The 26,271-nt window shown below is 28.5% G+C and carries 28 protein-coding genes and 1 pseudogene; 3 read left to right on the forward strand and 26 right to left on the reverse strand.

Translation table 11 applies throughout. The features are described from left to right. Positions 1–22 precede the first annotated feature (22 nt). From ACRCZX_RS05355 to ACRCZX_RS05365, 3 genes are read left to right on the forward strand one after another with little or no spacing between them, the layout of a single operon-like run. Positions 23–1,303, forward strand: coding sequence for an adenylosuccinate synthase (locus tag ACRCZX_RS05355; RefSeq protein WP_438581903.1), 1,281 nt, complete (start codon positions 23–25; stop codon positions 1,301–1,303). Between the two features lie 51 nt (positions 1,304–1,354). Then, on the forward strand, positions 1,355–2,386 hold the full coding sequence (locus ACRCZX_RS05360; protein WP_438581904.1) for an asparaginase: 1,032 nt from the start codon (positions 1,355–1,357) through the stop codon (positions 2,384–2,386). A gap of 9 nt (positions 2,387–2,395) precedes the next feature. Beyond that, positions 2,396–2,602: a hypothetical protein gene (locus tag ACRCZX_RS05365; protein ID WP_438581905.1), complete on the forward strand. Its 207-nt coding sequence runs from the start codon at positions 2,396–2,398 to the stop codon at positions 2,600–2,602. Between the two features lie 33 nt (positions 2,603–2,635). Here ACRCZX_RS05365 and tgt read toward each other — a convergent pair whose 3' ends face one another. The 26 genes and pseudogenes from tgt to lpxD form a co-directional block, all read right to left on the reverse strand. Continuing rightward, positions 2,636–3,802: a tRNA guanosine(34) transglycosylase Tgt gene (tgt, locus tag ACRCZX_RS05370; protein WP_438581906.1), complete on the reverse strand. Its 1,167-nt coding sequence runs from the start codon at positions 3,800–3,802 to the stop codon at positions 2,636–2,638. 11 nt (positions 3,803–3,813) lie between these two features. Next, a complete protein-coding gene (locus tag ACRCZX_RS05375; protein ID WP_438581907.1) occupies positions 3,814–5,994 on the reverse strand; it encodes a RelA/SpoT family protein in 2,181 nt (726 codons plus the stop codon). A gap of 65 nt (positions 5,995–6,059) precedes the next feature. After that, positions 6,060–6,572, reverse strand: a complete 513-nt coding sequence (locus ACRCZX_RS05380; protein WP_438581908.1) for an adenine phosphoribosyltransferase — start codon at positions 6,570–6,572, stop codon at positions 6,060–6,062. A gap of 62 nt (positions 6,573–6,634) precedes the next feature. Then, the gene (locus ACRCZX_RS05385) at positions 6,635–7,423 is read right to left on the reverse strand and encodes a tetratricopeptide repeat protein (RefSeq protein WP_438581909.1); all 789 of its coding nucleotides are present in this window, start codon (positions 7,421–7,423) and stop codon (positions 6,635–6,637) included. A gap of 13 nt (positions 7,424–7,436) precedes the next feature. Then, positions 7,437–8,084, reverse strand: coding sequence for a DUF502 domain-containing protein (locus ACRCZX_RS05390; RefSeq protein WP_438581910.1), 648 nt, complete (start codon positions 8,082–8,084; stop codon positions 7,437–7,439). 2 nt (positions 8,085–8,086) lie between these two features. Next, complete coding sequence (locus tag ACRCZX_RS05395) at positions 8,087–9,346, reverse strand: hemolysin family protein (protein WP_438581911.1); 1,260 nt, start codon at positions 9,344–9,346, stop codon at positions 8,087–8,089. Positions 9,347–9,466: 120 nt separating this feature from the next. Beyond that, positions 9,467–9,919, reverse strand: a complete 453-nt coding sequence (locus ACRCZX_RS05400; RefSeq protein WP_438581912.1) for an acetyl-CoA carboxylase biotin carboxyl carrier protein — start codon at positions 9,917–9,919, stop codon at positions 9,467–9,469. 9 nt (positions 9,920–9,928) lie between these two features. Continuing rightward, positions 9,929–10,369 carry an ACT domain-containing protein gene (locus ACRCZX_RS05405; RefSeq protein ID WP_438581913.1) on the reverse strand — a complete coding sequence of 147 codons (441 nt, stop codon included), beginning with the start codon at positions 10,367–10,369 and terminating at the stop codon, positions 9,929–9,931. 13 nt (positions 10,370–10,382) lie between these two features. Continuing rightward, positions 10,383–11,237, reverse strand: coding sequence for a bifunctional methylenetetrahydrofolate dehydrogenase/methenyltetrahydrofolate cyclohydrolase FolD (gene folD, locus ACRCZX_RS05410; protein WP_438581914.1), 855 nt, complete (start codon positions 11,235–11,237; stop codon positions 10,383–10,385). A gap of 2 nt (positions 11,238–11,239) precedes the next feature. After that, a complete protein-coding gene (locus tag ACRCZX_RS05415) occupies positions 11,240–11,890 on the reverse strand; it encodes a redox-sensing transcriptional repressor Rex (protein WP_438581915.1) in 651 nt (216 codons plus the stop codon). Positions 11,891–11,913: 23 nt separating this feature from the next. After that, on the reverse strand, positions 11,914–12,846 hold the full coding sequence (fmt, locus tag ACRCZX_RS05420; protein ID WP_438581916.1) for a methionyl-tRNA formyltransferase: 933 nt from the start codon (positions 12,844–12,846) through the stop codon (positions 11,914–11,916). Positions 12,847–12,854: 8 nt separating this feature from the next. After that, complete coding sequence (gene aroQ, locus ACRCZX_RS05425) at positions 12,855–13,286, reverse strand: type II 3-dehydroquinate dehydratase (protein WP_438581917.1); 432 nt, start codon at positions 13,284–13,286, stop codon at positions 12,855–12,857. Beyond that, complete coding sequence (gene nrdR, locus ACRCZX_RS05430) at positions 13,283–13,744, reverse strand: transcriptional regulator NrdR (protein ID WP_438581918.1); 462 nt, start codon at positions 13,742–13,744, stop codon at positions 13,283–13,285. Before nrdR ends, aroQ begins: the two co-directional genes overlap by 4 nt. Before the next feature lie 10 nt (positions 13,745–13,754). Then, complete coding sequence (locus ACRCZX_RS05435; protein ID WP_438581919.1) at positions 13,755–14,225, reverse strand: PTS sugar transporter subunit IIA; 471 nt, start codon at positions 14,223–14,225, stop codon at positions 13,755–13,757. Then, on the reverse strand, positions 14,219–14,923 hold the full coding sequence (gene recO, locus ACRCZX_RS05440) for a DNA repair protein RecO (RefSeq protein WP_438581920.1): 705 nt from the start codon (positions 14,921–14,923) through the stop codon (positions 14,219–14,221). The genes ACRCZX_RS05435 and recO overlap by 7 nt, the downstream gene beginning before the upstream one ends. Then, positions 14,920–15,474: a hypothetical protein gene (locus ACRCZX_RS05445; RefSeq protein WP_438581921.1), complete on the reverse strand. Its 555-nt coding sequence runs from the start codon at positions 15,472–15,474 to the stop codon at positions 14,920–14,922. The genes recO and ACRCZX_RS05445 overlap by 4 nt, the downstream gene beginning before the upstream one ends. Then, a complete protein-coding gene (gene mreC, locus ACRCZX_RS05450) occupies positions 15,475–16,278 on the reverse strand; it encodes a rod shape-determining protein MreC (RefSeq protein WP_438581922.1) in 804 nt (267 codons plus the stop codon). A 2-nt stretch (positions 16,279–16,280) separates the two neighbouring features. Next, positions 16,281–17,384, reverse strand: coding sequence for a M20/M25/M40 family metallo-hydrolase (locus tag ACRCZX_RS05455; RefSeq protein WP_438581923.1), 1,104 nt, complete (start codon positions 17,382–17,384; stop codon positions 16,281–16,283). A gap of 134 nt (positions 17,385–17,518) precedes the next feature. Continuing rightward, a complete protein-coding gene (locus ACRCZX_RS05460) occupies positions 17,519–19,279 on the reverse strand; it encodes an NADH-dependent [FeFe] hydrogenase, group A6 (RefSeq protein WP_438581924.1) in 1,761 nt (586 codons plus the stop codon). Positions 19,280–19,290: 11 nt separating this feature from the next. Beyond that, positions 19,291–21,105, reverse strand: a pseudogene (locus ACRCZX_RS05465) (NADH-ubiquinone oxidoreductase-F iron-sulfur binding region domain-containing protein); the annotation flags it as partial. Positions 21,106–21,114: 9 nt separating this feature from the next. Beyond that, positions 21,115–21,609, reverse strand: a complete 495-nt coding sequence (locus ACRCZX_RS05470) for an NADH-quinone oxidoreductase subunit NuoE family protein (RefSeq protein ID WP_438581925.1) — start codon at positions 21,607–21,609, stop codon at positions 21,115–21,117. Positions 21,610–21,749: 140 nt separating this feature from the next. Next, the gene (gene fba, locus ACRCZX_RS05475) at positions 21,750–22,727 is read right to left on the reverse strand and encodes a class II fructose-1,6-bisphosphate aldolase (RefSeq protein WP_438581926.1); all 978 of its coding nucleotides are present in this window, start codon (positions 22,725–22,727) and stop codon (positions 21,750–21,752) included. A 75-nt stretch (positions 22,728–22,802) separates the two neighbouring features. Further along, a complete protein-coding gene (locus ACRCZX_RS05480; RefSeq protein ID WP_438581927.1) occupies positions 22,803–23,273 on the reverse strand; it encodes a hypothetical protein in 471 nt (156 codons plus the stop codon). Next, positions 23,260–24,531: a serine--tRNA ligase gene (gene serS, locus ACRCZX_RS05485; RefSeq protein ID WP_438581928.1), complete on the reverse strand. Its 1,272-nt coding sequence runs from the start codon at positions 24,529–24,531 to the stop codon at positions 23,260–23,262. The genes ACRCZX_RS05480 and serS overlap by 14 nt, the downstream gene beginning before the upstream one ends. Positions 24,532–24,562: 31 nt before the next feature. After that, positions 24,563–25,150 (reverse strand): TIGR03936 family radical SAM-associated protein, encoded by a 588-nt coding sequence (locus ACRCZX_RS05490; protein ID WP_438581929.1) that lies wholly within the window; start codon positions 25,148–25,150, stop codon positions 24,563–24,565. 121 nt (positions 25,151–25,271) lie between these two features. Further along, positions 25,272–26,270 carry a UDP-3-O-(3-hydroxymyristoyl)glucosamine N-acyltransferase gene (lpxD, locus tag ACRCZX_RS05495; RefSeq protein WP_438581930.1) on the reverse strand — a complete coding sequence of 333 codons (999 nt, stop codon included), beginning with the start codon at positions 26,268–26,270 and terminating at the stop codon, positions 25,272–25,274. Position 26,271: the final 1 nt, after the last annotated feature.

Below are 26,271 nucleotides of genomic sequence, written 5' to 3' on the forward strand. Positions count from 1 at the left end.
AATAATACTTGGAGGTATTTAAATGGCTGGATATGTTGTAGTTGGAACTCAATGGGGAGACGAAGGAAAAGGAAAAATTATAGATGTTCTTGGAGATAGAGCAGATTATGTTGTTAGATTCCAAGGTGGAAATAATGCTGGACATACTGTTGTTGTAAATGGAGAGAAGTTTATTCTTCATCTACTACCATCTGGTATGTTACATGGACAAGGTAAATGTATAATTGGACCAGGTGTTGTTGTTGATCCAAAGGTACTTTTAAAAGAACTTGATACATTAGAAGCTAAAGGAGCTAAAGTAGATCACCTATTTATAAGTGATAGAGCTCACCTTATTATGCCTTACCATATTCAACTTGATATATTAAAAGAGGAAAGAAGTGGAGAAAATAAAATTGGAACTACTAAAAGAGGAATTGGACCTTGTTACTCTGATAAATTCTCAAGAGTTGGAATTAGAGCTGTAGATCTATTAGATATGGAACTATTTGCTAAAAAATTAAAAATGAACTTAGAAGAAAAAAATGAACTTTTCACAAAAATATTCAATGCTCCAACTATGAATTTTGATGAAATATTTGAAGATTACAAAGGATATACTGAAAGATTAAAGCATAGAATCATTGATGCTACTCCTGAAATTAACAAAGCTTTAGATGACGATAAATTCGTTTTATTTGAAGGAGCTCAAGCTATGATGCTTGATATCAATTATGGTACATATCCTTATGTTACTTCTTCTTCTCCTACAAGTGGAGGAGTTACTACAGGTGTTGGAATTTCACCTAAAAAAATCGATAAAATAATTGGAGTTATGAAAGCTTATACAACGAGAGTTGGAGAAGGTCCTTTCGTTACTGAATTAAACAATGATTTAGGAGAAAAAATCAGACAAGTTGGTGGAGAATTTGGATCAACTACTGGAAGACCTAGAAGATGTGGATGGTTAGACTTAGTTGTTGGTAAGTATGCTGTTGATATAAACGGATTAACAGATGTTGTTATCACAAAAATTGACGTTTTAAGTGGATTAGACACTTTAAATATCTGTACTGGTTATGAAATTGATGGAAAAGTTTATACAACTGTTCCTGCTTCTACAGAAAAGTTAGCTTTTGCTAAACCAATATATGAAGAGTTACCTGGATGGACTGAAGATATTACTAATATGAAAGATTATGACCAGTTACCTGAGAACTGTAAAAAATACCTTGCTAGAGTTGAGGAATATTTAGGATGTCCTATAACTGTTGTTTCAGTTGGACCTGATAGAAGCCAAAATATCTTCTTAAAAGATATATAAGAAAAACTTAAACCCCTAGTCTCCTAGGGGTTTAAATTTAGGAGGATTTAGATGTTGGAAAAAATTCTTATTATAAATACTGGTGGTACTATTGGAATGGTAAATAGTGAAGATAATAATCAAAATAGTCCTTTAAGACCTGCTAAAAGTTGGCATGAAGTATCTAAAAACCATCCATTACTAGAAACATTCCCTGCTGAATATTGTCAAATCCCCACTTTAATTGATTCTTCTGATATGAATCCTGATATATGGATTGATATTTTAGAAATTATACAAAAAAATTACTATAAATATAGAGGTTTTGTAATTCTTCATGGAACAGATACTATGTCATTTACTGCATCTGCTCTATCTTTTATGCTTAAAAATCTTGATAAACCAGTTGTTTTAACTGGTTCTCAAGTTCCTTTAATCACTCCAAGAAGCGATGCTCTTCAAAATCTGATTACATCAATTCAAATAGCTGGAAATAGAATTTATGGTGTTAAAAGTATTCCTGAAGTTACAATTTGCTTTAGAGATGAACTTTTAAGAGGAAATCGTGCAAGAAAAATTGATGCTACAAATTACTTTGGATTTTCATCACCAAACTATACTCCTCTAGGAGAAATAGGTTGTGAAATTAAAATAAATGATAAAAAGGTTTTAGGTATGCCTAAAAATGAATTTTATATTGATCCTTTTATCAATCGAAATGTTCTTATAGTTGAAATTTTTCCAGGAATGAATCCATTATATATAAAAACTTTAGTAGATGTCCATTCGGAAATTAAGGGTATCATTTTAAAAACATATGGAAATGGAAATGCTCCTACTTCAAAGGAATTTATAGCTTCTTTAGAACATATTATAAATTCAGGAGTTAGTGTTGTTAACATCAGTCAATGTCCAACTGGTGCTGTTAAAATGGGATTGTATGAAGCCAGTAGTGCATTGAAACGAATTGGAGTTATAAGTGGTGGAGATATGACTCCAGAAGCTGCTATTACTAAACTTATGTATCTTTTAGGTAAGAATCTATCTTCTGAAGATATTAAATTATATATGGAAAGTGAAATATGTGGTGAAATTACTGTTTGAAGGAGTTTTATGAATAAAGAGTTATGGAAAAATAATAAAAATGGAAAACTTTATGAAGTTTTGAATTATAATATTTTGAATTGTACAAATGAACAAGATGGACAAACAATGTATTTATACAAAGTTTTTTCAGAAAGAGTTTTAGATTGTAATGGTAAGGAGATCATTTTTGTTCGTTCTGAAAATGAATTCAAAACTAAATTTACAAAGTTATAGTAAAACCAGGTCAAATTTGACCTGGTTTTACTTTTATTTATCAAATTTTATTGGTTTTATTGTGTCACTTGCTTTTCCCATTTTATAATTGGCTTCAAATTCAGATTTGAATTCATTAAATCTTTCATTTTTTATTGCTGTTCTTGAATCTTTCATAAGCTTTATTAAGAAATGTAAGTTATGATAAGTTGCTAATCTTCCACCTAATATTTCTCCAGCTTTAAATAGATGTCTTATATAACCTCTACTATAATTTCTACAAACATAGCAATCACAGCTTTCATCTAGTGGTCTAGTATCTTCAGAGTAAGCTGCATTTTTTATTACAAGTCTTCCATATTTTGTGAATACTGTTCCATGTCTTCCTATTCTAGAAGGTTGTACACAATCCATCATATCTATTCCAGATGCTACTGCTTCTAACATATCTAAAGGTTCTCCTACACCCATTAAATATCTAGGTTTATCTTCAGGCAATTTTTCTACGATATAATCAAGAATTCTGTACATATCTTCTCTTGGCTCTCCTACAGCTAATCCTCCAACTGCATATCCAGAGAAGTGCTCATCCATCTCTCCTAATTCTTTTAAGCTTTTATCTCTTAAATCTTCATAAACTCCACCTTGAACAATTGCAAATAATCCTTGTTCATTAGGTCTTTGATGAGCTTCAACACATCTTTTTGCCCATCTTGTTGTTCTTTCAATAGATGGAATTAAATATTCTTTTGATGACATCCCTGGTGGACACTCATCAAATAACATCACTATATCTGAACCTAAGTTATTTTGAATATTGATTGATTTCTCTGGAGAAATAAAGTGCTTTGATCCATCTAAGTGTGATCTAAAGTATACTCCCTCTTCTTGAATCTTTCTTAAGTCTCCTAAACTGAATACTTGGAATCCTCCACTATCTGTTAATATTGGTTTTTTCCAATTCATGAACTTATGTAATCCACCAAATTTGGCAACTAATACATCACTAGGTCTTAAATATAAATGATATGTATTTCCTAAAATTATTTCAGATCCCATCTCTTCTAGCTCTTCTGGAGTCATTCCTTTTACTGTTGCTTGAGTTCCTACAGGCATAAATACAGGTGTTTCAATTTCACCATGTGGTGTTGTTATCTTCCCTATTCTAGCTTTTCCATCTTTACCGTATAATTCATACGTTACTGGTAATTTTTTACTCATTTTTCTCTCTCCTATCTATCGACTGATATTACATCTTTTATTTTTAATAGATGATTAACTAATTGTTTATATTCATCTTTATTATTTAACTCTACTGTTACTTTCATTATAGCTATTGTATCTAATCCTTTTTTCATATTATGAGAATTTAAAGATAATACATTTATTTTATGATTTGAAATAGTTGTGACAATATCCATTAATATATTTTGTCTGTCCATTGCTGCTATTGTAAATACAAATATATATTTACTTTTTTTAGAAGGTACATCTAATAATTTTTCATCCCAATTTACTTCTATAACTCTTGCAGGATCATTATTTACCATTGCTAAATAATTTGGACAATCTTTTCGATGAATTGCTATTCCTGTTAATTTAGTTACATATCCAGCTATGTCGTCTCCTGGCAATGGTGTACAACATCTTGCGAATCTAATTAAAGTATTTTCAGTTCCATCAATAATTATTCCTTGATCATCTTTTTTAGCTGATTTTTTCTTGATTGGTTCTTTAATAAAATCTTCTATTTTATTATCTTCGTATATTTTATGTTTTTCTTGCTCTATTTTTACTTTAGCTATTATAATTTCTACTTTACTTTTAGTTTCACCCATATGAAAATAAAAATCATTTAAAGTTGGCATATTATGCTTTTCTAAATGTTTCTTTAAAATAGCTCCATCTTCAAATTCTTTTAAAGAAATTCCAATTTTATGTAACTCTTTTTCTATTAATTCTTTTCCTATTTTAATATTTTCATCTAATTTTTGATCTTTTAACCATTTCTTTATTTTACTTTTTGCACTTTGAGTTGCAACGATATCTAACCAATCATTTCCTGGTCCTTTTGCTGTTTTAGATATTATAATTTCTACTCTATCTCCATTATGCAATTTATATTCTAAAGGTACTATTTTTCCATTCACTTTTGCACCTATACATTTTATTCCAATTTCAGTATGTATATTAAAAGCAAAATCTATTGGTGTAGCGCCTTGTGCTAATTCAACTACATCACCTTTAGGAGAAAATACAAAAACTGTTTCTTTTACAATATCTCCTGTTACTTCTTTTATAAATTCTTGGGTATTTTCAGCACCTTGGTTTAATTCGACTATATTTTTTAACCAGCCGTATACTTGATCTTTTTTACTTATTTTTCTATTTTCTTTATAACTCCAATGTGCAGCTATTCCTTCTTCTGCTACTCTATCCATACTTTCAGTTCTAATTTGAATTTCAACAAACTTACCTAATGGACCTACTATAGTTGTATGAATTGATTGATAATTATTTGATTTTGGAACTGCTATGTAATCTTTAAATCTACCTGGTACAGGTCTATAATTACTATGAATTACTCCTAATGTATTATAGCATTCTGCTTCAGAATTCAAAATTATTCTAATTCCTATTAAATCAAATATTCCATCAAAATCTTTTCCTTTTTCAAACATTTTTTTATATATACTATAAAAATGTTTGAATCTCCCTTTTACTTTTCCAAGAATTTGCACTTCATTTAATAAATGAGTTATATTATTTACCATATCTGCTAGATATTTTTTTCTTTCATCTTTCTTTTCATCTATCAAAGCTTTTATATCTCTATACTTTTCTGGTTCTAAATAATATAAAGACATATCCTCTAATTCCCATTTTATTTTTGCTATACCTAATCTATGAGCAAGTGGAGCATAAATGGATAAAGTTTCATGGGCTATTCTTTGTTGCTTTTCTGGGGGCATAAATTTTAATGTTCTCATATTATGAAGTCTATCTGCTAATTTTATAATGATAACTCTAACGTCTTTTGCCATAGCTATTATCATTTTTCTAATATTTTCATCTTGATTTTTTGTTCCATTTGGTAAATGATCTAACTTTGTTACTCCATCTACAAGGTGAGCAACTTTATCTCCAAAATTATACTTTATATCAGCAATTGTTATTAAAGTATCCTCTACTATATCATGAAGTATTCCTGCAACTATACCATCAGTGTCCATTTTCATATCAATCAAAATTTTGGTTACTTCTACAGGATGTATTATATAACTATCACCTGATTTTCTGTATTGTCCTATATGGCATTCTTCTGCAAAAAAGAAAGCCATTTTAATTTTTTCTTTATCTACTTTTAAATTATGTTTGTCTATTTGACTTTCTATTTCTTGCCAATATTTCATAAAACACCTCTTTCCGATAAGACTATACAAATAAGGCGACACAACACTGTGCCGCCCTAAAGTTATTAATACTTCATTAAAGCTAGTGTTGGGTATCCTTCTAACTTTTCTCTACCATTTAAATCTTCAAGTTCAATTAAGAATGCTAATCCTGCAACTACTCCACCTAGCTCTTCAATTAACTTTACTGTAGCTTCAATCGTTCCTCCAGTTGCAAGTAAATCATCTACTATTAATACTCTTTGCCCTGGTTTTATAGAATCTTTATGCATACATAAAACATTTGAACCGTACTCTAAATCGTAAGCATATTCAATAACTTCTCTTGGTAATTTTCCTGGCTTTCTAACTGGTGCAAATCCAACACCTAGAGCATAAGAAACAGGACATCCAAATATAAATCCTCTTGCTTCTGGTCCTACTACTAAATCTATATTATGATTTTTTGCAAATTCAACAACTTTATCTGTTGCAAATCTATACGCATCACCATTTCCCATTAGAGGTGTTATATCTCTAAATTTTATTCCTGGCTTTGGGTAATCTTCAACTAATGCTACATATTTTTTTAAATCCATTTGTTCCTCCTAAAAAACACTCGTTTTCATTTTTCATTTTTTATTTTTTATAATTATCTATATTATTTTGAAATTAAGTTCGAAGCTTTTTTTACTTTTTCTTTATCTCCATTTTTATAGTATAATTTTATTAATGCATTTATAACCTCTTTATCTATATTATTATTAGTCAAATAGTTTTTTAAAACTCTTTCAGATAAATCATCTCTTTTTAAAGAAGTCATATAAAAATTTGATAATTTTAATGTATTTGATTTACTATTTTTAACTTTATTTTCTATTGTTAAAAATGATTCTATTTTTAATTTTTCTACTTTTTCCAAATTCTTCAAATATGATTCGAAAAATAATATATTATCAAAAATAGATTCATTCTCTATATTTTCATAATAATTAATGGATATTTTATATTTTTTATTTAAAAAGTTAATATAACCTAGCATAAAATAATCTTGGTCTACTCTAAAATCTAAAGGTATCTGTTCTAAATATTCTAGACTTTTTTTGTATTTCTTTTTATTAAAATTTAAATATGCTAAATTTTTTAAAGCTAAATTATCTTTTGGATATAATGCTAGTACTTGAAGTAAATTTTTTTCAGCTTTATCTATATTTCCCAATTGTCCTTCAACTATAGCTTTTTCTCTTAACGCTACTATATTCTTACTATTAATTTTTAAAATCTCTTCATATACTAATAATGCTTCACTTTTTTTTCCAGATGAATATAAATTAGCACCTTTAAGTAATAAATATTTTTCTTCTTTTGTTTCAGATTTTTTTGAAACTTTTAGTGTATCAGTATTGCTGCAACCAATGAGTATAAAAACTAAAAAAAGATATTTAAACATCTTATTCTCCTTTTTATTTTTTTGGTGGTAATATTACGCCTCCTGAAATTATAAGTTTTATTGCATCGTCTACTTTTATATCTAAAATCTTTACATCTGATTTCTTTAACATTATAAACATACCTGAAGTTGGATTAGGTGATGTCGGTAAAAATATATTACACATCTCTTCACCTGTAATCTCTTCTATTAAATGATTGCTATTAGATGTCATGAATCCCATACTATAAATACCTTCTTTTGGATATTCAAATGCTACAACCTTTTGATAAGACCTTTGTCTATCTGAGGCAAACAAAGATATTATTTGTGTTATTGTACTATATATTTGACTAAACAATGGAATTTTAACTAATAAATTATTTAAAAAACTTCCTAATTTTTTAAACAAAAATATTCTCATGGCAGTTCCTATTATAATTAAGGTTACAATTAGAGTTATAAAAGATATTGCATTTATTAGTATTTGAGTATAAAAATGTAAATCTTGTTCTTTCCCTAATCCTGCTTCTAAAAACAAAGCTTTTATTCCAACTGTCACAAAAGAATCTTTTAATAGGTTAAAGAAAATTTGGAATATCCAGTTAAAAATATAGACTGTAATAACTATTGGTAGTATTGCAATTAAGCCACTATAAAAACTAGCTTTTATTCTTTTCATTACTAATCCTCTCTTTGTATCTCTACTTTTGATACTCTCATCTTCTCTACTTCAAGTACAATTAACTTTACATCTATAAATTCTACAATATCACCTATTGAAGGAATTTTCCCTAACTCAGACATTAAAAGGCCACCCAAGCTTTCATAATCTTCTGAAATTGGCAGCTCTATATTAAGAACTTTATTTATTGTTTCTATATCTAACATAGCATCTACTTCATACCTATTAGCTTCTATTTCTTTAATTGTTTCTTCTTCTTCATGGTCAAACTCATCACGAATTTCTCCAACAATTTCTTCTAATAAATCTTCTATTGTTAAAACTCCACCTATTCCACCATACTCATCTAAAACTAAAGCTATATGAACTTTTTTACTTTTAAATTCTTGAAGAATCTCTATTATTGATTTAGTTTCTGGAACATAGTAAACTTCTCTTACTAATTCCTTTACTTTAGTATTTGTACTATTTGATTTTAAATGTTTTAAAACATCTTTTGTATACAAAACACCTATAACATTATCAATTGTTTCTTCGTAAACTGGTATTCTTGAAAATCCAGCCTCTATCATTTCATCCCAAATATCATCCAAAGTTTTGTTTCCTTCTACTGCAAACATTGAAGTTCTTGGAGTCATAATTTCTTTTGCATTAGTTTCACCTAATCCAACTATAGAATGTATCATCTCTTTTTCTTCTTCTTCGATAATACCTTCAGCTTCCCCTACATTTACAAAAGATATTAAGTCTTCTTCTGTAAACATTATATTTTCTGTCTTTACTTCAACCCCTAATATTCTTCCTATTAATATTGAAGTCCACATAAGGATTTTTACAATCGGTTTCATTAATACACCAAAATAATATATAGGTACTATTACTGATTTTGAAAAATGTTTAGCATTATTTTTTGCCATTATTTTAGGTGTTATTTCTCCAAATATAAGAATTAAAACTGTCATAACTGCTGTTACTATAGCTAAACTTCTAGGAGAATTGCCCATCACATTAATTGCTAAAACTGTTGCTATTGAAGATGCTAATATATTTACTATATTATTCCCTAAAAGCATTCCTGTTAATATTTCATTTGGACTTTTTAACCACTTTTTTAATAAATGTGCTGTTTTCTTATTTGATTTCTCAATATCTTCTAAATCAGTTGTTTTAAAAGAAGTCAATGCTGTTTCTGACGCTGAGAAAAAACCAGATAATAAAATTAATACAAACAATATAATCATATCACGATATGTGTCCAACTGTATAATACACCTTCCTTGTTTTTTTAATTGAATACTTTTATATTCTATCATAATTCTCTATAAAAAACAATATAGAGTCCTTTTGAAAGAAGAAAAAGGAAAGCTAATCGCTTTCCTCTATTTTACTAAAAATAATATTTCACCTTTTTTTATAGCTTTTCCATCTATAGCTTTTATTGCTACTATTGTTCCTGATATAGTTGATTTAACTTCATTCATCATTTTCATAGCTTCAACTATACAAATAGTATCTCCAACTTCAATTTTATCTCCTAACTTTACAAAAGATTCAGAATCTGGAGATGGTGTTGAATAGTATGTCCCGACCATTGGAGATGTAATCTCTATCGCATCTTCAATTTCTTCTAATTCACTTTCAAGCTCTTTATAACCATCTGCTATTTCTTCTACTGGATGACTTATATATTTAACAGGCGTTAAAGATTCATCTTTGGCCTCTTCTTTTTTCAGTGTTAGTTTTGTTCCATTAACTTCTACACTTATTTCAGATAAATTATGCTCACCAATACTCTTAGCTAACTTTTTTATGCTCTCTAAATCTAACTTCATTAATCCTCCTTAATTACTACCTATTACTCTCAGTTCTCTTACTAAATCTAGAGAGCTTATTTTTTCTAGCATCTCTTCTATCTTTCTAAGTAAGTTTTCTGTTGTTTGAATAGATATTGTTACTCTACTTATTCCATCAATTGCAATATTTTGAACAATTGTCAATATATTCATATGTTCACCAGCTATTATATCTAAAACTCTTGCAAGGATTCCAGGCTTGTCCTCTAGTGATAAATATATACTAAATACTTTTTCTTTCCCACCCTCAAAGAAAGGTTTTATATAATCCTTGTATTTGTAGTAAGTACTTCTACTTATTCCAACTCTTTTTATTGCTTCATATTTTGAAATTTTCTCCAATTGAACTATTTCATTTACCTTGATAACACTTTGTATTGAATTTGGCAGTATTCTCTTATCCACAATATAAAACTCTTTTTTGATCATTTTAAATTCTCCCCTAAATATTTTTTCCATTTTTAAATGTTTTTAATGTATTATTAAGCAACATAGCTATAGTCATAGGTCCTACTCCGCCTGGAACTGGTGTTATATATGATGCTTTGTCTTTTACAGATTCAAAATCCACATCTCCACAAATTTTATTACTTTCATTTCTGTTTATACCTACATCTATTATAATAGCGCCATCTTTTACCATGTCCCCCTTTAAAAAGTTTGCACTTCCTATCGCAACTATCACAACATCTGCAGTTTTTGTTTTTTCTGATATTTCTTTTGTTTTACTATTACAAATAGTAACTGTAGCTCCTTCATTTATCAAAAGTGCTGTCATTGGTTTTCCTACAATATTACTTCTTCCTATAACAACTACATCTTTTCCTTCTAAATCTATTTTATACTCTTGGAATAATCTTAATATCCCTGCTGGAGTACAAGAAATTAATGCAGATTCATCACCTAAAACAACTTTTCCTAAATTTTCTGGCTTGAACCCGTCTACATCTTTACTAATATGTATTGCTTCTATTACTTTTGGTGTATCAATATGATTAGGTAATGGCAACTGAACTAAAATCCCGTGAATTGTTTCATCTTTATTTAGTTCTTCTATTTTACTTAAAAGTTCTTCTTCAGTTACATCAGCAGGTAAAATATAATTTGTTGATTTTATCCCTACCTCAGCACATTGTTTTATTTTAGAATTCACGTAAATCTTAGATGCTACATTATCTCCAACTTGTATCACTACCAAACCTGGAACTTTTCCTATTTTTTCTTTTATTTCTAATATCTCATTTTTTATAGAATCTCTTACTTTTTGTGATACTTTTTTTCCATCTAAAATTTTCATTACTATTCCGCCTTTTTTTTCCAGTAATTCAATTCTTGAAGTTTTCTATTTAGATCTATATGCTCTATCACAACATCTCTTGGTACTTTTATTTCTAAAGAAGTCATATTCAATATTGCTTTTATTCCTGATTGAATAACTATATCTGTTACTTGCTGAGCTATTGATTTGTTTTCTGTTATAATTGCCATATCTATTTTTTGCTCGGCTGCTATTCTAGGAATATCACTTACATTACTTATTTTTATTCCTTTATACTCTTTACCAATTCTACTTTTTGTGATATCAAAAATCCCAACAATATTAAATCTTGGTTTTTCTATATCTCCTTCTAAGAAAATAGCATTTCCTAATTTTCCAGCTCCAACAATAATTACATTGTTTTGTTTATTTATTCCCAATATTTTTTCAATCATTTCATAAAGACACTTTACGTTATACCCTTTTCCCCTAATTCCTATACAAGATTCTATATTCGTTACAAAACTAGAAAAATCTTTTCTTATTTGAGCTGCTGTTAAGCCTAATAAAACTCCCATTTCTTCAGATGATATATACTCATTTGGAGAAAATTTATCTAAACACTTTAAATACATAGTTAATCTTTGTATAGTTTTTTTTGAAATCTTATCATTTTTTTCTATGATTTTCATCTTTAATATTTCCCCCGTTTTTTTTATCTTAAAACTTCCCCTATTTTAAATAGATTTCCATTTATACTATCTTTTCCTGAAATACTTTTTTTATTCTCAGGTTTTATTTCTATTAAAATTACACTTCCATTATTTACTTTTACAACAAATCCTTTTCCTTTAACTGAATCTACTACTTCTCCATTTTCACTTTTTTCATAAATCTTATTGTATTTTTCTACTAAATAAACTTTTAATACTTTTTCATTATGAGATGTGTACGCTGTTGGAAATGGATTCATTCCCCTAACAAAATTAAATACTTCTTCTTCTGTTTTATTCCAATCTATTTTACAATCTGTTTTTTTATATGGTTTTACAAATGTTGCTTCTTCATGGTTTTGCACTTCTCTTTTTGCTATTCCTTTTTCAATCTGGTTTACAGCTTCAAATAATTTTTGAGCTCCTATTGTTTTCAATCTATCGTGTAAAGTTAAGAATGTATCTTCCTCATGAATCGGAGTTGATCCTTTTAATATTATATCTCCTGCATCAAGTTCCTCTGCTATATCCATAATAGTTACCCCACTCTCTTTTTCACCAGCTATTATTGCTGCATTTATAGGAGCTGCTCCTCTAAACTTTGGAAGTAAAGATGAATGAACATTTATTATTCCATACTTTGGAAATTCTATTATATTATTTGGAATTATTCTTCCATAAGCTACAACTACTATTAAATCTGGATTTAACTCTTTCACCAATTCGAATGTTTCTTCAGTTTTAACTGATATTGGTTGGTAAACTGGAATGTTATTCTCTAAGCCATACTCTTTAACAGGTGTATATTTTATTTTTTTACCTCTTGTATTTGGCTTATCTACTTTTGTAAATATAGCTATGACTTCGTGTTTTTTTCTTAATATATCTAGTGACGGAACTGCAAATTCTGGTGTTCCCATAAATAAAATTCTCATTTCTCCTCCTACTTCTTTAAATTGCTCAAGTATTGAACAGCCATTTTATAGCCTTCAATACCAAACCCCGCAATTTTTCCTATACATATATCTGAAATTACAGATTTATGTCTAAATTTCTCTCTAGAGTATACATTAGATAGATGAACTTCTATCGTTTTTATACTTGTCGATAGAATTGCATCTCTCATTCCTATACTATAATGTGTTAATGCTCCTGGATTAATTATTAAATAATCAACATTTTTATAACTTTCTTGAATTTTATCAATTATAAATCCTTCGTGATTTGATTGAAAAAATTCTATTTCAATATTATAAAAATTTGCAAACATCTCTATTTCTTTATTTACTATATCTAAAGTTTTATATCCATATATATCTGGCTCTCTTTTACCTAAAAAATTTAGATTCGGACCATTTATTATTAAAATTTTCATTGCATTTTATCCTTTTTTATATCTTCTACAATATCTATAAACGATTTTATATCGTCAAATTCTTTATATACAGATGCAAATCTAACATATGCAACTTCGTCTAATTCTTTTAGTTTTTTTAGTACAAGTTCACCTAATTCTTGTGTTGTTATCTCATTCTTTAAAGTGTTTTGTATTATTTTTTCTACATCAATAATAAATTTTTCTAAATCATCTCTGCTTATGTTTCTTTTATTAGTTGCTCTTTCTAAACCTCTTAAAAGTTTTTCTTTATTAAATCGCTCTCTACTTTTATTCTTTTTTACAACATAGACAGGATTATCTTCTATTCTTTCATAAGTGGTAAATCTTTTTTCGCAACTATTACATTCTCTTCTTCTTCTTATAGAATTATTTTCAGCAAATGCTCTACTATCTATTACTTTTGTATCTTCACTATTACAAAATGGACATCTCATACTCGTCTCCCTATAAAGCTTCCTCTTTATTTATACATCCTAAAATTTCTCTTGTATTTTGACAATTTAAAAGCTTTTCTCTAAAATTTTCTTCTCTTATTAACCTTGAAATTCTCGCTAATACTTTTAAATAAATTTGACTATCTCTAAATGGTGATGCAAATACAAAAAATATTTTTACTTTTTCTTGATCTAAAGATTTGAAATCTACCCCTTCTCTACTTATTCCAAAAGCTATTGTTAAACTCTGAGCTGCATCAGTTTTAGCATGAGGTATAGCAACACCTTTTCCTATACCTGTACTTCCTAAAATCTCTCTCTCTAAAAGAGCTTTATATATAAAGTCTTTTTTTTCAATTTTTTCTGATTTCACTATTAAAGCGGATAATTCTTTTAAAACTTCATCTTTATTTTTAGCTTTTAGGTTGAGTAATATTAGTTCTTCTGACATATAGTCAGTTATTTTAACTATGTTTAACATAAGTAACCTCCAAATAAATGTTTCTTTAGATTTAAATTTGTATCTAAATGACAATTTATATATTTTTCATAAAGAATAATTGCATCAGTTAGCATTTCTATACTAACTTTATCTTCAGATATTGATACTTTTTTCTTTATACTTAACAGTAGTTCAAATAACTCTTTTTTTAAAAGAATGTTTTTTTCATTCTCAAAATTAGTTATTACCGATTCGGATATATTAAAATATTTTTCTCCTGACATCCTTATTCCATATCCTTCTTCTTTTATTATCCAATCCATCATTTTTAAAAGCATTAATAAATTTTTATATTTTTTATTTTTTACTATAAAATATAAAGCTTTTTCTATTCTTTCAAAAAAGTCTTTTTTTATCTCTCCTGGTAAAATTAGCTCACTTATAACAGATAGAATATATGATGAAATTTCTAATTTATCTATATCTTTTTTTAAATCATAAAAAAAATCTATTGAATCAATTGTATTAAGTATAAATTTATCACCTTTTTTGTAAAAAGTAAAATTTGATAGAGTTAACAAATCTACCGAACTCTGGTCTCTTTTTTTACTTTTCCTAATTCCTCTAACTAAAAGATCAATTTTACCTAGATTTTCAGAAAAAACTGTTATAATTCTATTTCCTTCTCCAAAATCTACTTTTTTTACTATTAATCCTTTAGTTTTTATAAAGTTCATTTTTTTAATTCCTTTCTTTTAAGGCCACTATTAACTTTTGTATCTTGCAAGTTTAAATCTGCTACTTTAATTCCTTTTTCAAAAAGTTGCATTTTTATAGGTAATAAATATCCATCAATTTTTTTAAACTCTTTTATTTTTATTATATAAGTATCTTTATACTTTATCTCTTTTACTTTTTTTAGGTAATAATTATTAATAAAATCTTTATCATTTTGATCTTTATTTTTCAACTCTTTAATTATTGATAAAAAACTGCTAATATCTTCACTTTTATTTTCAGAAACCTCATTAAACAAAGGAATAAAAATTTTTGATATTCCATTTTCATCTTGAAATATTTCTCCTTTATTTACATTTGGATAAAGTATCTCTTTCCTTAAATAATCTTCAGATACATACTCTATTTTATATTCTTTTTTTCTTTCTTCTCCATTCAAATATACTATTTCTTTTACATCTGAATAGATATCCTTTATATTAGATATTCTCTTTTCTGATCCCAAAATTGATATGCCCACAATCATAAATATAAATATTTTTTTTATCACCTATTCCACCTCTGTAAGAACAATTACTTCATTTATATCAACCACATTAAATGGCAGTTTAACTATATATTCTACATTGTTTTCATATTTTACTTTTACATCTGAAATTTCTCCTATAGATAATCCTTTGGGATAGATATCACTAATACCTGACGTAAAAATTTTATCTCCTGTTTTAAGTTGTGACTCATGAAATGAAACTGGTTCAAAAGTTAATTGTTCACTTCTATTACCTTTAATTATTCCTATACTATTTCCCGCTGCAGTAGCACTTACTATAGACTCTTGAAAAGTAATCATCTGAACAACTGAATAATTTTTAAATACCTTTTCAACACGACCTATTAAAGATTCTTTGAAAAGTACAGGCATATTTTTTTGTATACCATCTTTTTCACCAATATTTATTGCAAAACTTTCATACATCTCTCTTGTTTGTTGAAAACTTATTTTACCTACCTTAAATTTAAATTTAAAGCTTTCTTTCATTTCTAAAAGTTCTCTTAATCTATTATTTTCTTCTAATAGCCTTTGATTTTTCTCTCCGATTAAAGATTTTTCAGTTATAATGTTTTTTAATTCTGTATTTTCATTTACTAATTCTTTATAATTTATAACTGTTTCCGTACTTTCTTTTGCTTTTTTACCTAAAAAATATATTTTCGATTGAATAGGCAATAATAACTCTTCAATTTCTGTCATTGTATATCTAAAAACATCTTTAGCAAAAAAAACTATAACCATTATTATTATAAATAAATATATAATATTCAATACTTTCTTTTTCTTCTTTCCTGTTTTCATATCTACCCTTTTATAATTTCAATTAATATTTTTGATAAATCCACTAAATCTTTTATCTCAATATACTCCTCCAAAGTATGAACCTTTGACATTCCAACAGCTAGATTTACACAAGGAATTCCTTTGCTATTATAAATATTAGTATCACTTCCGCCACCCGAAGAAACCGTTTCACTAGCTATTCCTAATTTTTTACAAGCTATTTTTACAATTTCAATAACTTCTTCATTATCTTCTAAAGCAAAACCTGGATATTCAACTTTTATATTCCATTCTATCTTTGCTCCAAACTCTTTACAAACAACTTTAAATGTTTCAAATGTTTCTTCAAGTAAATAATTTAGTTTCTCATTTGATAAACTTCTAGCTTCGTAATCTAGCACTACTGAAGGCATAACTATATTTGTAGCTTGTCCACCACTTACTAGACCAATATTTGAAGTTGTTTCCAAATCAATTCTTCCCAGTTTTATTTTTGTGATTGCATGTGCTGCAACAGTTAACGCATTAATTCCACTCTCTGGTGATATTCCTGCATGTGCTGGCTTTCCTATTATTTTTATTGTACCTCTTGCTGCTGAAGGAGCTTTTGTTACTATCTTTCCTGGTTTTCCACTTGAATCTAATATAAAACCAAAATCTACTTTATAGCTATCTATATCAAACGATTTTGATCCTAATAATCCAACTTCTTCTGCAATTGAAAAAACTACTACTATTTCTGGATGTTCTAAGTTATTTTCTTTTATAACTCTTAACATCTCTATTATAGATGCTATTCCACCTTTATCATCTCCACCTAATATAGATGTTCCATCAGATTTTACAATACCATTTTCTACTACAGGTATAACTTTTTCACAAGGAACAACTGTATCCATATGTGCACTAAATAAAAGTCTTTTTTTTCCAGGTGCTTTTAAAATTCCAATTATATTTCCACAGTTTCCACCGTTTAATTCTCCTGCATTATCTTCTTTTACTTCTAACCCAATCTCTTCTAAAACTTTAATTAAGTAATCTCCCATAGCTCTCTCATCTTTTGAAGGTGATGAAATTTTTACCATATCTAAAAAATTCTCTACTAATCTAGTTTCTCGTATCATTTGTCCTCCCACAGGCTATCTATTTTTGATATTCTTTACTAAGATTATATTACATTGTCATTCCTTTGTAAAGAGTTAAAGACAACAAAATAACAGTAGTTTGATACTACTGTTATTTTGTTCTAGTATAAATTTTATTTTTCAGCTTTTTTAGAGTAGTATTTCGTATGTAATATTCTATGAGCTTCTGAACTTAAAGGATATTCTAGATATTTTTCATACAATGATTGTACATACGGATTTTCATGTGATTTTCTAAATATTTTTCCATCATCTATTCTTTGAAGTCCTTCTGCTCTTTTTATTACTTTTTCAAAATTTCCATGATGATAAGGTTGACCTCCCCCTCCTACACATCCACCTTTACATGCCATTATTTCTATAGCATGGAACATTTCCTCTCCTAACTTTACTTTATCTAATATATCTCTTGCTGCTGATAAGCCATTTGCTATACCTATTCTTAAAACTATATCTCCAACTTTAACTTCTGTTATTTTTATACTTTCCATTCCTCTCATCTCTTTAAAATTAACTTCTTCTAAAGTTTCATTTGTCATCCATTCATAAAGAGTTCTTGTTGCTGCTTCTATTACTCCTCCTGTTCTACCAAAGATAGTTCCTGCTCCTGTTGAGTATCCAAGTGGATTATCAAACTCTGATTCTTCCATCTTGCTTAAATCTATACTTGATTGCTTCAAAAGGTGCGCTAACTCTCTTGTTGATATTGAATAATCAACATCTGGAATTCCATCTGTAAAGAACTCTTCTCGAGATGCTTCATATTTTTTAGCTAAACAAGGCATTATAGATACATTTATTATTTCATCTCTTTTTATCCCTCTTGCGGGCGCCCAAATATTTTTTAATACCGCACCAAACATTTGTTGTGGAGATTTTGCAGATGATGGTATATCTAGCATATCTGGATAATGATATTCTATAAAATTAACCCATGCAGGACAGCAAGATGTTAGTATTGGTAGTTTAACATTTTTATCTCCATTTATATACTTTTCTAACCTTTGTTTAAATTCAGCTGCTTCTTCCATAATTGTTAAATCAGCTGCATAATTTGTATCAAATACATCGTCAAAACCTAACCTTTTTAATGCTGTAACTAATTTACCTGTAACATCTGTTCCTGGTTCGTATCCAAATTCTTCTCCTAATGCAACTCTAACTGCTGGTGCAACTTGTACTGTTACTCTTTTTCTTGGATTTGCTATATCTTTTACAAGTCCCCAAGTGTAATCTTTTTCATAGAGTGCTCCTACTGGACAGACTGCTACACATTGTCCACAGAAAGTACAATTAGTTTTATCCAAGTCTAGTTCAAAAGCTGTTGATACAACTGACTTAAATCCTCTATTTATAGCTGATAACACTTCACATTTTTGGATATTGTTACACATGTTTTCACACCTTCTACACATTATACATTTATCTAAGTCTCTAACTATTGAAGGTGATATTTCTCTTCTATATTTAAATATTTTTCCTTTAAATCTTACATCTCTAATTCCAAACTCCATAGCAAGATTTTGTAAATCACATTTCCCATTTTTAGCACAAATTAAGCAATCAGTAGGATGATTTGATAATATTAATTCTAAGACATTTTTTCTTTTTTCTAAAACTTCCATTGTATTTGTATTTATAATCATTCCTGGTATAACAGGTGTTGCACAAGATGGAACTAAATTTTTTCTACCTACTACTTCCACTACACATATTCTACAAGAAGCACAATCATTTTTAAATCCAATTTCTGGAATATTCATATAACACAGACTAGGTATTCTTATCCCTACATTTTTAGCTGCTTCTAGTATAGTTGTTCCCGATAAAGTTTCGACTTCTTTTCCATCTATTATGACGATAACATTTTTCATAACTACCTCCACTAAACTATATCTATTGCAGTAAATTTACAAGAATTATGACAAGCTCCACACTTTATACATCTAGTTTGATCTATTACATGTCTCTCTTTTACTTTTCCATCAATACATGCAACAGGGCAAACACGAGCACAAGCAGTACAGCCAACACATTTATCATTTATCAAATATTTTCTTAAAGCTCCACACTGGCCAGCTCTACACTTCTTATCGTGTATATGTTCTAAATACTCATCTATAAACTGATTTAATGTTGATAATATCGGGTTTGGAGATGTTTGTCCTAAACCACAAAGTGAAGTTGTTTTTACAGTCTCTGAGAGTTCTTTTAAAAGATCTAAATCCTCTTCTTTTCCTTCGCCTTTTGTAATTTTATCTAAAATTTCCCATAATCTTGTGTTTCCTATTCTACAAGGAGCACATTTTCCACATGATTCATCTACAGTGAATTCTAGATAGAACTTTGAAACTCCAACCATACAGTCGTCTTCATCTAGTACTATCATTCCACCAGATCCCATCATTGAACCTTTTGACAAAAGTGTATCAAAATCTATAGGTGTATCTAAATCTTTTTCTGTTAAGCATCCTCCTGAAGGTCCTCCAGTTTGAACAGCTTTAAACTTTCTATTATTTTTTATTCCACCACCAATTTCAAAAATTACCTCTCTTAAAGTTATTCCCATCGGAACTTCAACTAACCCAACATTATTTATTTTTCCAGCTAAAGCAAAAATTTTTGTTCCTGGAGAATTTTTTGTTCCAATGCTTCTAAACCATTCAATACCATTTAAAATAATTTGAGGTATATTTGCTAATGTTTCTACATTATTAACTACAGTTGGTTTTCCCCAATATCCAGATTCCGAAGGATATGGTGGCTTTGTTGTTGGTTCTCCTCTTCCACCTTCCATCGAGTGTATCAAAGCTGTTTCTTCTCCACAAACAAAAGCACCTGCACCATATTTTATCTCTATATCAAAATCAAACTCTGTATTAAAAATATTTTTACCCAACATTTTATTTTCTCTTGCAGAAACAATTGCTTTTCTTAGTCTCTCTACTGCTAACGGGTATTCAGCTCTTATATATACAAGACCTTTTGTGGCACCTATGGAATATCCTGCAATTACCATTCCCTCTATTACAATATGAGGATCACCTTCTAACAAAGACCTATCCATGAAAGCTCCTGGATCACCTTCATCAGCATTACAAACTACATATTTTTGATCAGCTATATTTTTAGAAGTGAATTCCCACTTTAAACCTGTTAAATATCCTCCTCCACCTCTTCCTCTAAGACCAGAATCTTTAATTAACTTTATTACACTTTCTGGTGTAATTGTTGTCAATACTTTTTTTAAAGCTGCATATCCACCTTCAGCAATATATTGGTGAATAGATTCAGGGTCAATTATCCCAGAATTTTTAAGAACAATTCTAACTTGCTTTTTATAAAACTCCATATTTTCACCTTCAAAAATTCTCTCACCATTTCTAGGATCTATATATAATAAATCTACTATTTTTTTTTCACTAATTATATCTTCAACTATTATTCTTTCAGCATCTTCGGGTTTTACTTCAATATAAAATGTATTTTCTGGAATTATTTTTACTATTGGCCCTTTTTCACAAAATCCGAAGCACCCTGTTCGTATAACTTCAACACTATCTTTTAAAGAGTGATTATCTATAGAATTTTTTAAATTTTCAACTATTTGTCCTGCTCTTGTAGATAAACAGCCAGTTCCACCACAAACAAGTATCTTCTTTTTTATACCCATTTTATCCCTCCTAAAATTCTTTTTTAGAAAATAATTTTATTCTACAGATTCTTTTCTATATTTTTCTAATATTTTTTTCATATTTTTCACATCTTCTTTTCCATAGACATCTTTTCCTATCAATACCACTGGAGCTAAACCACAAGCTCCAATACACCTAAGAGTATCTATTGAAAACAATCCATCCTCAGTTGTTTCTCCTACACCTATTCCCAAATAATTTTTAATACTATCTAATACTTTTTCAGCTCCTCTAACATAACAAGCTGTTCCTGTACAAACTGAAATTGCATATTTTCCTTTAGGAGTCATTGAAAAGAAATGATAAAAACTAACTACTCCATATACCTTTGCTATTGGTAATTTTAATTCTTTCGCTATAAACTCTTGAACCTCTCTAGGTAAATAACCAAAAATTTCTTGTCCCTTGTGTAAAACTGAAATTAAAGCTCCATTTATATCTTCGATTTCATCTATATAACTCTTAAGCTTATCAAACATCTCTTTTTTCAATTTATTTTCACAAGCCATTTTAATCTTCCCCCTCTTTTTTTATAAAAATATCTGTTATATTTATTACTATATTTTTTTCGAAAAAGCAATGTCACTTTCATTCAAAAAAATGAATAACAAAAAAACCTGTAGAAATTTCTACAGGTTTTAAATTTAAATTACTTTCCAGCTTTGTAAGCGTTTTCTGATCCGAAAACTGTCTTAATTTTTGATTTATAGTAAGCTTTCATTTCTGCTTGTGCAACACCTAAGTATTTTCTTGGGTCAAACTCTCCTGGTTGCTCTCCAAATACTCTTCTAATTCCTGCAGTAAATGCAAGTCTTCCATCTGTATCTACATTGATTTTTGCAACACCAGATTTAGCAGCTCCCATTAACTCTGTATCAGGAATTCCGATTGCATCTGATAATTTTCCACCAAATTTTTTGATTTCTTCAACATATTTTGGAGGTACTGCTGATGATCCATGTAATACAATAGGGAATCCTGGAAGTCTTCTTTCAACTTCAGCTAATACTGTTAATTCTAACTTAGGATCTGTTCCTGGTTTGAATTTATGAGCTCCATGTGAAGTTCCAATAGCTATTGCTAATGAATCTACACCAGTTCTTGATACAAACTCTTCAACCTCTTCTGGGTCTGTAAATATGTGATGCTCTGCAACAACGTCATCCTCTACTCCAGCTAGAACTCCTAATTCAGCTTCTACTGTTACGTCGAATTGCTTTGCATATTCTACTACTTCTTTTGTAACTGCTATATTTTCTTCAAATGTATGATGAGATCCATCAATCATTACTGATGAGAATCCTGCATCTATACAAACTTTTACTGCTTCTAAGTTTGGTCCATGATCTAAGTGAAGTGCTACTGGTATATCTGATCCCATAGCTCTTGCTCTATCTACAGCTGCCTTTGCTAATAATGGAGCTACCTCTTTTGTCATATATTTTAATGCTCCTGTTGAACACTGAAGTATAACTGGCGAACCTGTTTCAGCACAAGCTTCTACGATTGCTAACATTTGCTCCATGTTGTTGAAGTTAAATGCTGGAACTGCGTAGTGCTCTCTGTTAGCTTTTTCAAACATTTCTCTAGTATTAGATAATCCTAAGTCTTTATAATTATATGACATAATTTTCCTCCTGATTGTTTTTATTTATACTATTAATATAACAAATTTTTTTATTAAAATCAATTTTTGAAACTATTAGTTTTTCATCTTTATTTGACTTAAAATATATCTAAAAAACCACTTTATCTTTCTTTTGCTTTTAAAAATCTTAAAAACCTCAGGAATTAGCTCAATTACATCCTCTATAATACTCTGATATGATGATAAACTTTTTGGCAATATTTTCTGAGTATTTACTAACCACGATAATAAAATTAGATTTATTATCCTTATAAAACTTGAAGCAAAGTTTAAAATTCCACCTTTTGTAATATAAATACTGTATATTTTAAAAAAAACTTCTCCTTCTTGGTGATAGTAAATTTGTGCAAAAAAAGTAGTTAAATAGATAAAAATTAAAAATTTTAATTTTTTTAAATTTTTTAATAACTCTTTGTTTAAGAATATATTTAAACATAATCCAATAAAAAGTAAAATCCCTAAAATTTTCATATCTTTAATTAGTAGATTTAAAACAAATAAGATTAAAAAACTACTTTTTAACAATAGTCATTCCACCCATATAAGGTACTAAAACTTCAGGAATTAAGAATGATCCATCCTCTTGTTGGTAATTTTCCATTATAGCAACTAATGTTCTACCTACTGCTAATCCTGATCCATTTAATGTATGACAGAACTCACTCTTTGTGCTTCCTTCTGGTCTGTATTTTAGTCCCATTCTTCTAGATTGGAAATCTGCACAATTAGAACAAGAAGAAATCTCTCTATACTTATTTTGTCCAGGTAGCCACACTTCTAAGTCATAAGTTTTAGCTGCTCCAAATCCCATATCTCCTGAGCAAAGATGAATTAATCTATATGGTAGTTCTAATTTTTGTAAAATTGTTTCAGCATTAATTACCATTTTCTCTAATTCATCGTATGATGTTTCTGGAGTTGCTAATTTAACCATTTCTACTTTATTAAATTGATGTTGTCTAATTAATCCTTTTAAATCTCTTCCATAAGATCCTGCTTCTCTTCTAAAACAAGGTGAATAAGCTGTGTAATACTTTGGTAAATCACTTTCATTTAAAATTTCTTGTCTATGGATGTTAGTTAATGTTATTTCAGAAGTTGAAATTAAGAACATATCATCAGTTGTTTTATACATATCATCTTCAAATTTAGGAAGTTGACCTGTTCCTTCACAAATTTCTCTTCTTACTAGTACTGGAGTTAAATGCTCTATATAACCGTGTTCTGTTGTATGAGTATCTAGCATAAAACTAATTAAAGCTCTTTCTAATCTTGCTGCAGCACCTCTATATATTGTAAATCTTGATCCACCTAATTTAGCTCCTCTTTCAAAGTCTAAAATTTCAAGATTTTCTCCTAATTCCCAGTGTTCTTTTGGCTCAAATGAAAACTCTTTTGGTGTTCCCCATCTTCTTACTTCAACGTTATCGTCTTCATCTTTTCCTATTGGAGTACTTGAATGATATGCATTTGGTAATGTCATTTGAATGTAAGTTACCTTTTCTTCTACAATAGATAATTTAGCATCTAATTCTTTTATTTGAGTAGAAACTTTTCCCATCTCAGCTATAATTTCAGACGCATCTTCACCAGCTTTTTTTCTTCTAGCAACTTCTGCAGACTCTGTATTTCTTTTATTTTTTAATGTTTCAACTTCAGTTAATATCTCTCTTCTTTGTGTATCTAACGTTATAAACTCTTGAAGATCAATATTACTTCCTCTATTTACAAGCATCTCTTGAAGTACTTCAATGTTTTCACGAATAAATCTTAAATCTAACATATCTTTTCTCCTTTGTAATTAATTATATATTTTATATTTTATAACCTTTTTTTATTATGTGGACATTTTTTATATCTACTCCTGCTAATATCAAGAAAGAATTTGGTGAAGTATTAACCAATTCTAAATTTATGGTATTCTGGAATCTTGAAAAATCTTTAACTCTCTCTCCTAAGTTTCTTTCAGACATTTTACCTTTTTTTTCTTTTCTTTCAATAATTTCATTTTGATTAAATAAATTCTCTAAAATATCTATGTCCTCTTTTGAACCTTCTATTTGAAATAAAGCATTTGTATAAATATCTGCAATACTTATTTTATCTTCTACTGTTTCAACCTTATTAACTCTAAATCCTGGAACTGCTGCAGAATTTATTTTTTCTAAAACTTCTTCATTTGTCATTGGCTCTAATAACTCTATATCCATCAATTCATTAAAAGCTTCTGTTCCTAACGATATTGGATTTCCTAAAGAAATTCTTGGTCTTGGATGAAATCCTTGAGTATATTTCATTGGTATATGTGCTTTCTTTAATAGTCTATCTACAAATCTAAGCATATCTAAATGGGATATAAATCTCATTTCTTCGTACTTATCAAAAAATATTCTCTTTTTCATTATACTACCTCATTTTTATTATTTTATATATTGTACCATGTTACATCTCTAAATTAAATACCTTAATTTAAAAAAAATAAAAAAATCTAAAAGATATTTTAACTCCTTTAGATTTTTTTTATTAAATTTTTTTTTCTAACTCTTTTACTCTTTTTAAAAGTTCTGGCAATCTTTTTTGTGCTGCTTTTACCTTTAAATCATCTTTTAGATTCATAACAGGATGACCTGCTAAAACTTGATTATCATCAATATTTCCTATTATTCCTGACTTAGCTCCAACCATAACATTGCTTCCAATTTTTAGATGACCTGCTACACCTACTTGTCCTCCTAAAGTTGTATTGTTTCCTATCTCTGTACTTCCTGCTATTCCAACTTGAGAGATTATTAAGCAGTTTTCACCTATAATGTCATTATGAGCTATTTGAACTAAATTATCAATTTTCGTATATTTTTTTATTATTGTGTCTCCAATTGTTCCTCTATCTATTGTTGTATTTGCTCCAATTTCAACAAAATCTTCAATAATTACAGATCCTATTTGTTCAATCTTTGTATTGTTTCCATTTACCTTTACAAACCCAAATCCATCAGATCCTATGACTGCTCCAGGTTGAACCACACACTCTTTTCCTATTTTACTAAATTCTCTAACAGTTACATTTGGATAAATTATTGTATTATCTCCAATCTCTACACCTTGACATATTGTTACATTTGGATAGATAATTACATTTTTTCCTATTACTACATCGTGTCCTATATAAGAATTGATTCCTATAGAGCTTCCTTCACCTATTAAAGATGAATCTTCTCTCAGTTTTTCTATTTTTTTTATCTCTCTTTTAAAAAAATTTAAAAGTTTTGGCATTAAAAATCTTGGATTTGAAGTTACTAATAAATATGTTTTGCCGTTATTAGGTAACTCTGTTCCTTTAGGTACAATAACTATACTTGCCTTAGTTTCATTCAATTTTTTTAAAAACTTTTCATCTGATGCAAAAGTAACATCTCCTTCTTGAGCTTGAAAAAAGGGAGATAGCCCAGTAATATTTACTTTGGCATCCCCCTTTACCTCACATTCAAGAAGAGATATTAACTTATCTATTTTATAAGTCATA

Source organism: Cetobacterium sp. (genome assembly GCF_051658645.1).
Classification (GTDB): Bacteria; Fusobacteriota; Fusobacteriia; order Fusobacteriales; family Fusobacteriaceae; genus Cetobacterium_A.

Excerpts from the sequence above, each read along its gene's own strand:
- fmt (WP_438581916.1), bottom strand. The coding sequence starts at position 12,846 with ATGAGAATTTTATTTATGGGAACACCAGAATTTGCAGTTCCGTCACTA.
- recO (WP_438581920.1), bottom strand. The coding sequence starts at position 14,923 with ATGAACTTTATAAAAACTAAAGGATTAATAGTAAAAAAAGTAGATTTT.
- folD (WP_438581914.1), bottom strand. The coding sequence starts at position 11,237 with ATGAAAATTTTAGATGGAAAAAAAGTATCACAAAAAGTAAGAGATTCT.
- ACRCZX_RS05435 (WP_438581919.1), bottom strand. The coding sequence starts at position 14,225 with ATGTTAAACATAGTTAAAATAACTGACTATATGTCAGAAGAACTAATA.
- ACRCZX_RS05405 (WP_438581913.1), bottom strand. The coding sequence starts at position 10,369 with ATGATCAAAAAAGAGTTTTATATTGTGGATAAGAGAATACTGCCAAAT.
- ACRCZX_RS05385 (WP_438581909.1), bottom strand. The coding sequence starts at position 7,423 with ATGTTTAAATATCTTTTTTTAGTTTTTATACTCATTGGTTGCAGCAAT.
- aroQ (WP_438581917.1), bottom strand. The coding sequence starts at position 13,286 with ATGAAAATTTTAATAATAAATGGTCCGAATCTAAATTTTTTAGGTAAA.
- ACRCZX_RS05470 (WP_438581925.1), bottom strand. The coding sequence starts at position 21,609 with ATGGCTTGTGAAAATAAATTGAAAAAAGAGATGTTTGATAAGCTTAAG.
- ACRCZX_RS05455 (WP_438581923.1), bottom strand. The coding sequence starts at position 17,384 with ATGATACGAGAAACTAGATTAGTAGAGAATTTTTTAGATATGGTAAAA.
- ACRCZX_RS05360 (WP_438581904.1), top strand. The coding sequence starts at position 1,355 with ATGTTGGAAAAAATTCTTATTATAAATACTGGTGGTACTATTGGAATG.
- ACRCZX_RS05460 (WP_438581924.1), bottom strand. The coding sequence starts at position 19,279 with ATGAAAAATGTTATCGTCATAATAGATGGAAAAGAAGTCGAAACTTTA.
- ACRCZX_RS05375 (WP_438581907.1), bottom strand. The coding sequence starts at position 5,994 with ATGAAATATTGGCAAGAAATAGAAAGTCAAATAGACAAACATAATTTA.
- ACRCZX_RS05355 (WP_438581903.1), top strand. The coding sequence starts at position 23 with ATGGCTGGATATGTTGTAGTTGGAACTCAATGGGGAGACGAAGGAAAA.
- ACRCZX_RS05390 (WP_438581910.1), bottom strand. The coding sequence starts at position 8,084 with ATGAAAAGAATAAAAGCTAGTTTTTATAGTGGCTTAATTGCAATACTA.
- ACRCZX_RS05415 (WP_438581915.1), bottom strand. The coding sequence starts at position 11,890 with ATGAAAATCATAGAAAAAAATGATAAGATTTCAAAAAAAACTATACAA.
- fba (WP_438581926.1), bottom strand. The coding sequence starts at position 22,727 with ATGTCATATAATTATAAAGACTTAGGATTATCTAATACTAGAGAAATG.
- lpxD (WP_438581930.1), bottom strand. The coding sequence starts at position 26,270 with ATGACTTATAAAATAGATAAGTTAATATCTCTTCTTGAATGTGAGGTA.
- ACRCZX_RS05365 (WP_438581905.1), top strand. The coding sequence starts at position 2,396 with ATGAATAAAGAGTTATGGAAAAATAATAAAAATGGAAAACTTTATGAA.
- ACRCZX_RS05400 (WP_438581912.1), bottom strand. The coding sequence starts at position 9,919 with ATGAAGTTAGATTTAGAGAGCATAAAAAAGTTAGCTAAGAGTATTGGT.
- serS (WP_438581928.1), bottom strand. The coding sequence starts at position 24,531 with ATGTTAGATTTAAGATTTATTCGTGAAAACATTGAAGTACTTCAAGAG.
- tgt (WP_438581906.1), bottom strand. The coding sequence starts at position 3,802 with ATGAGTAAAAAATTACCAGTAACGTATGAATTATACGGTAAAGATGGA.
- mreC (WP_438581922.1), bottom strand. The coding sequence starts at position 16,278 with ATGAAAACAGGAAAGAAGAAAAAGAAAGTATTGAATATTATATATTTA.
- ACRCZX_RS05490 (WP_438581929.1), bottom strand. The coding sequence starts at position 25,150 with ATGAAAAAGAGAATATTTTTTGATAAGTACGAAGAAATGAGATTTATA.
- nrdR (WP_438581918.1), bottom strand. The coding sequence starts at position 13,744 with ATGAGATGTCCATTTTGTAATAGTGAAGATACAAAAGTAATAGATAGT.
- ACRCZX_RS05380 (WP_438581908.1), bottom strand. The coding sequence starts at position 6,572 with ATGGATTTAAAAAAATATGTAGCATTAGTTGAAGATTACCCAAAGCCA.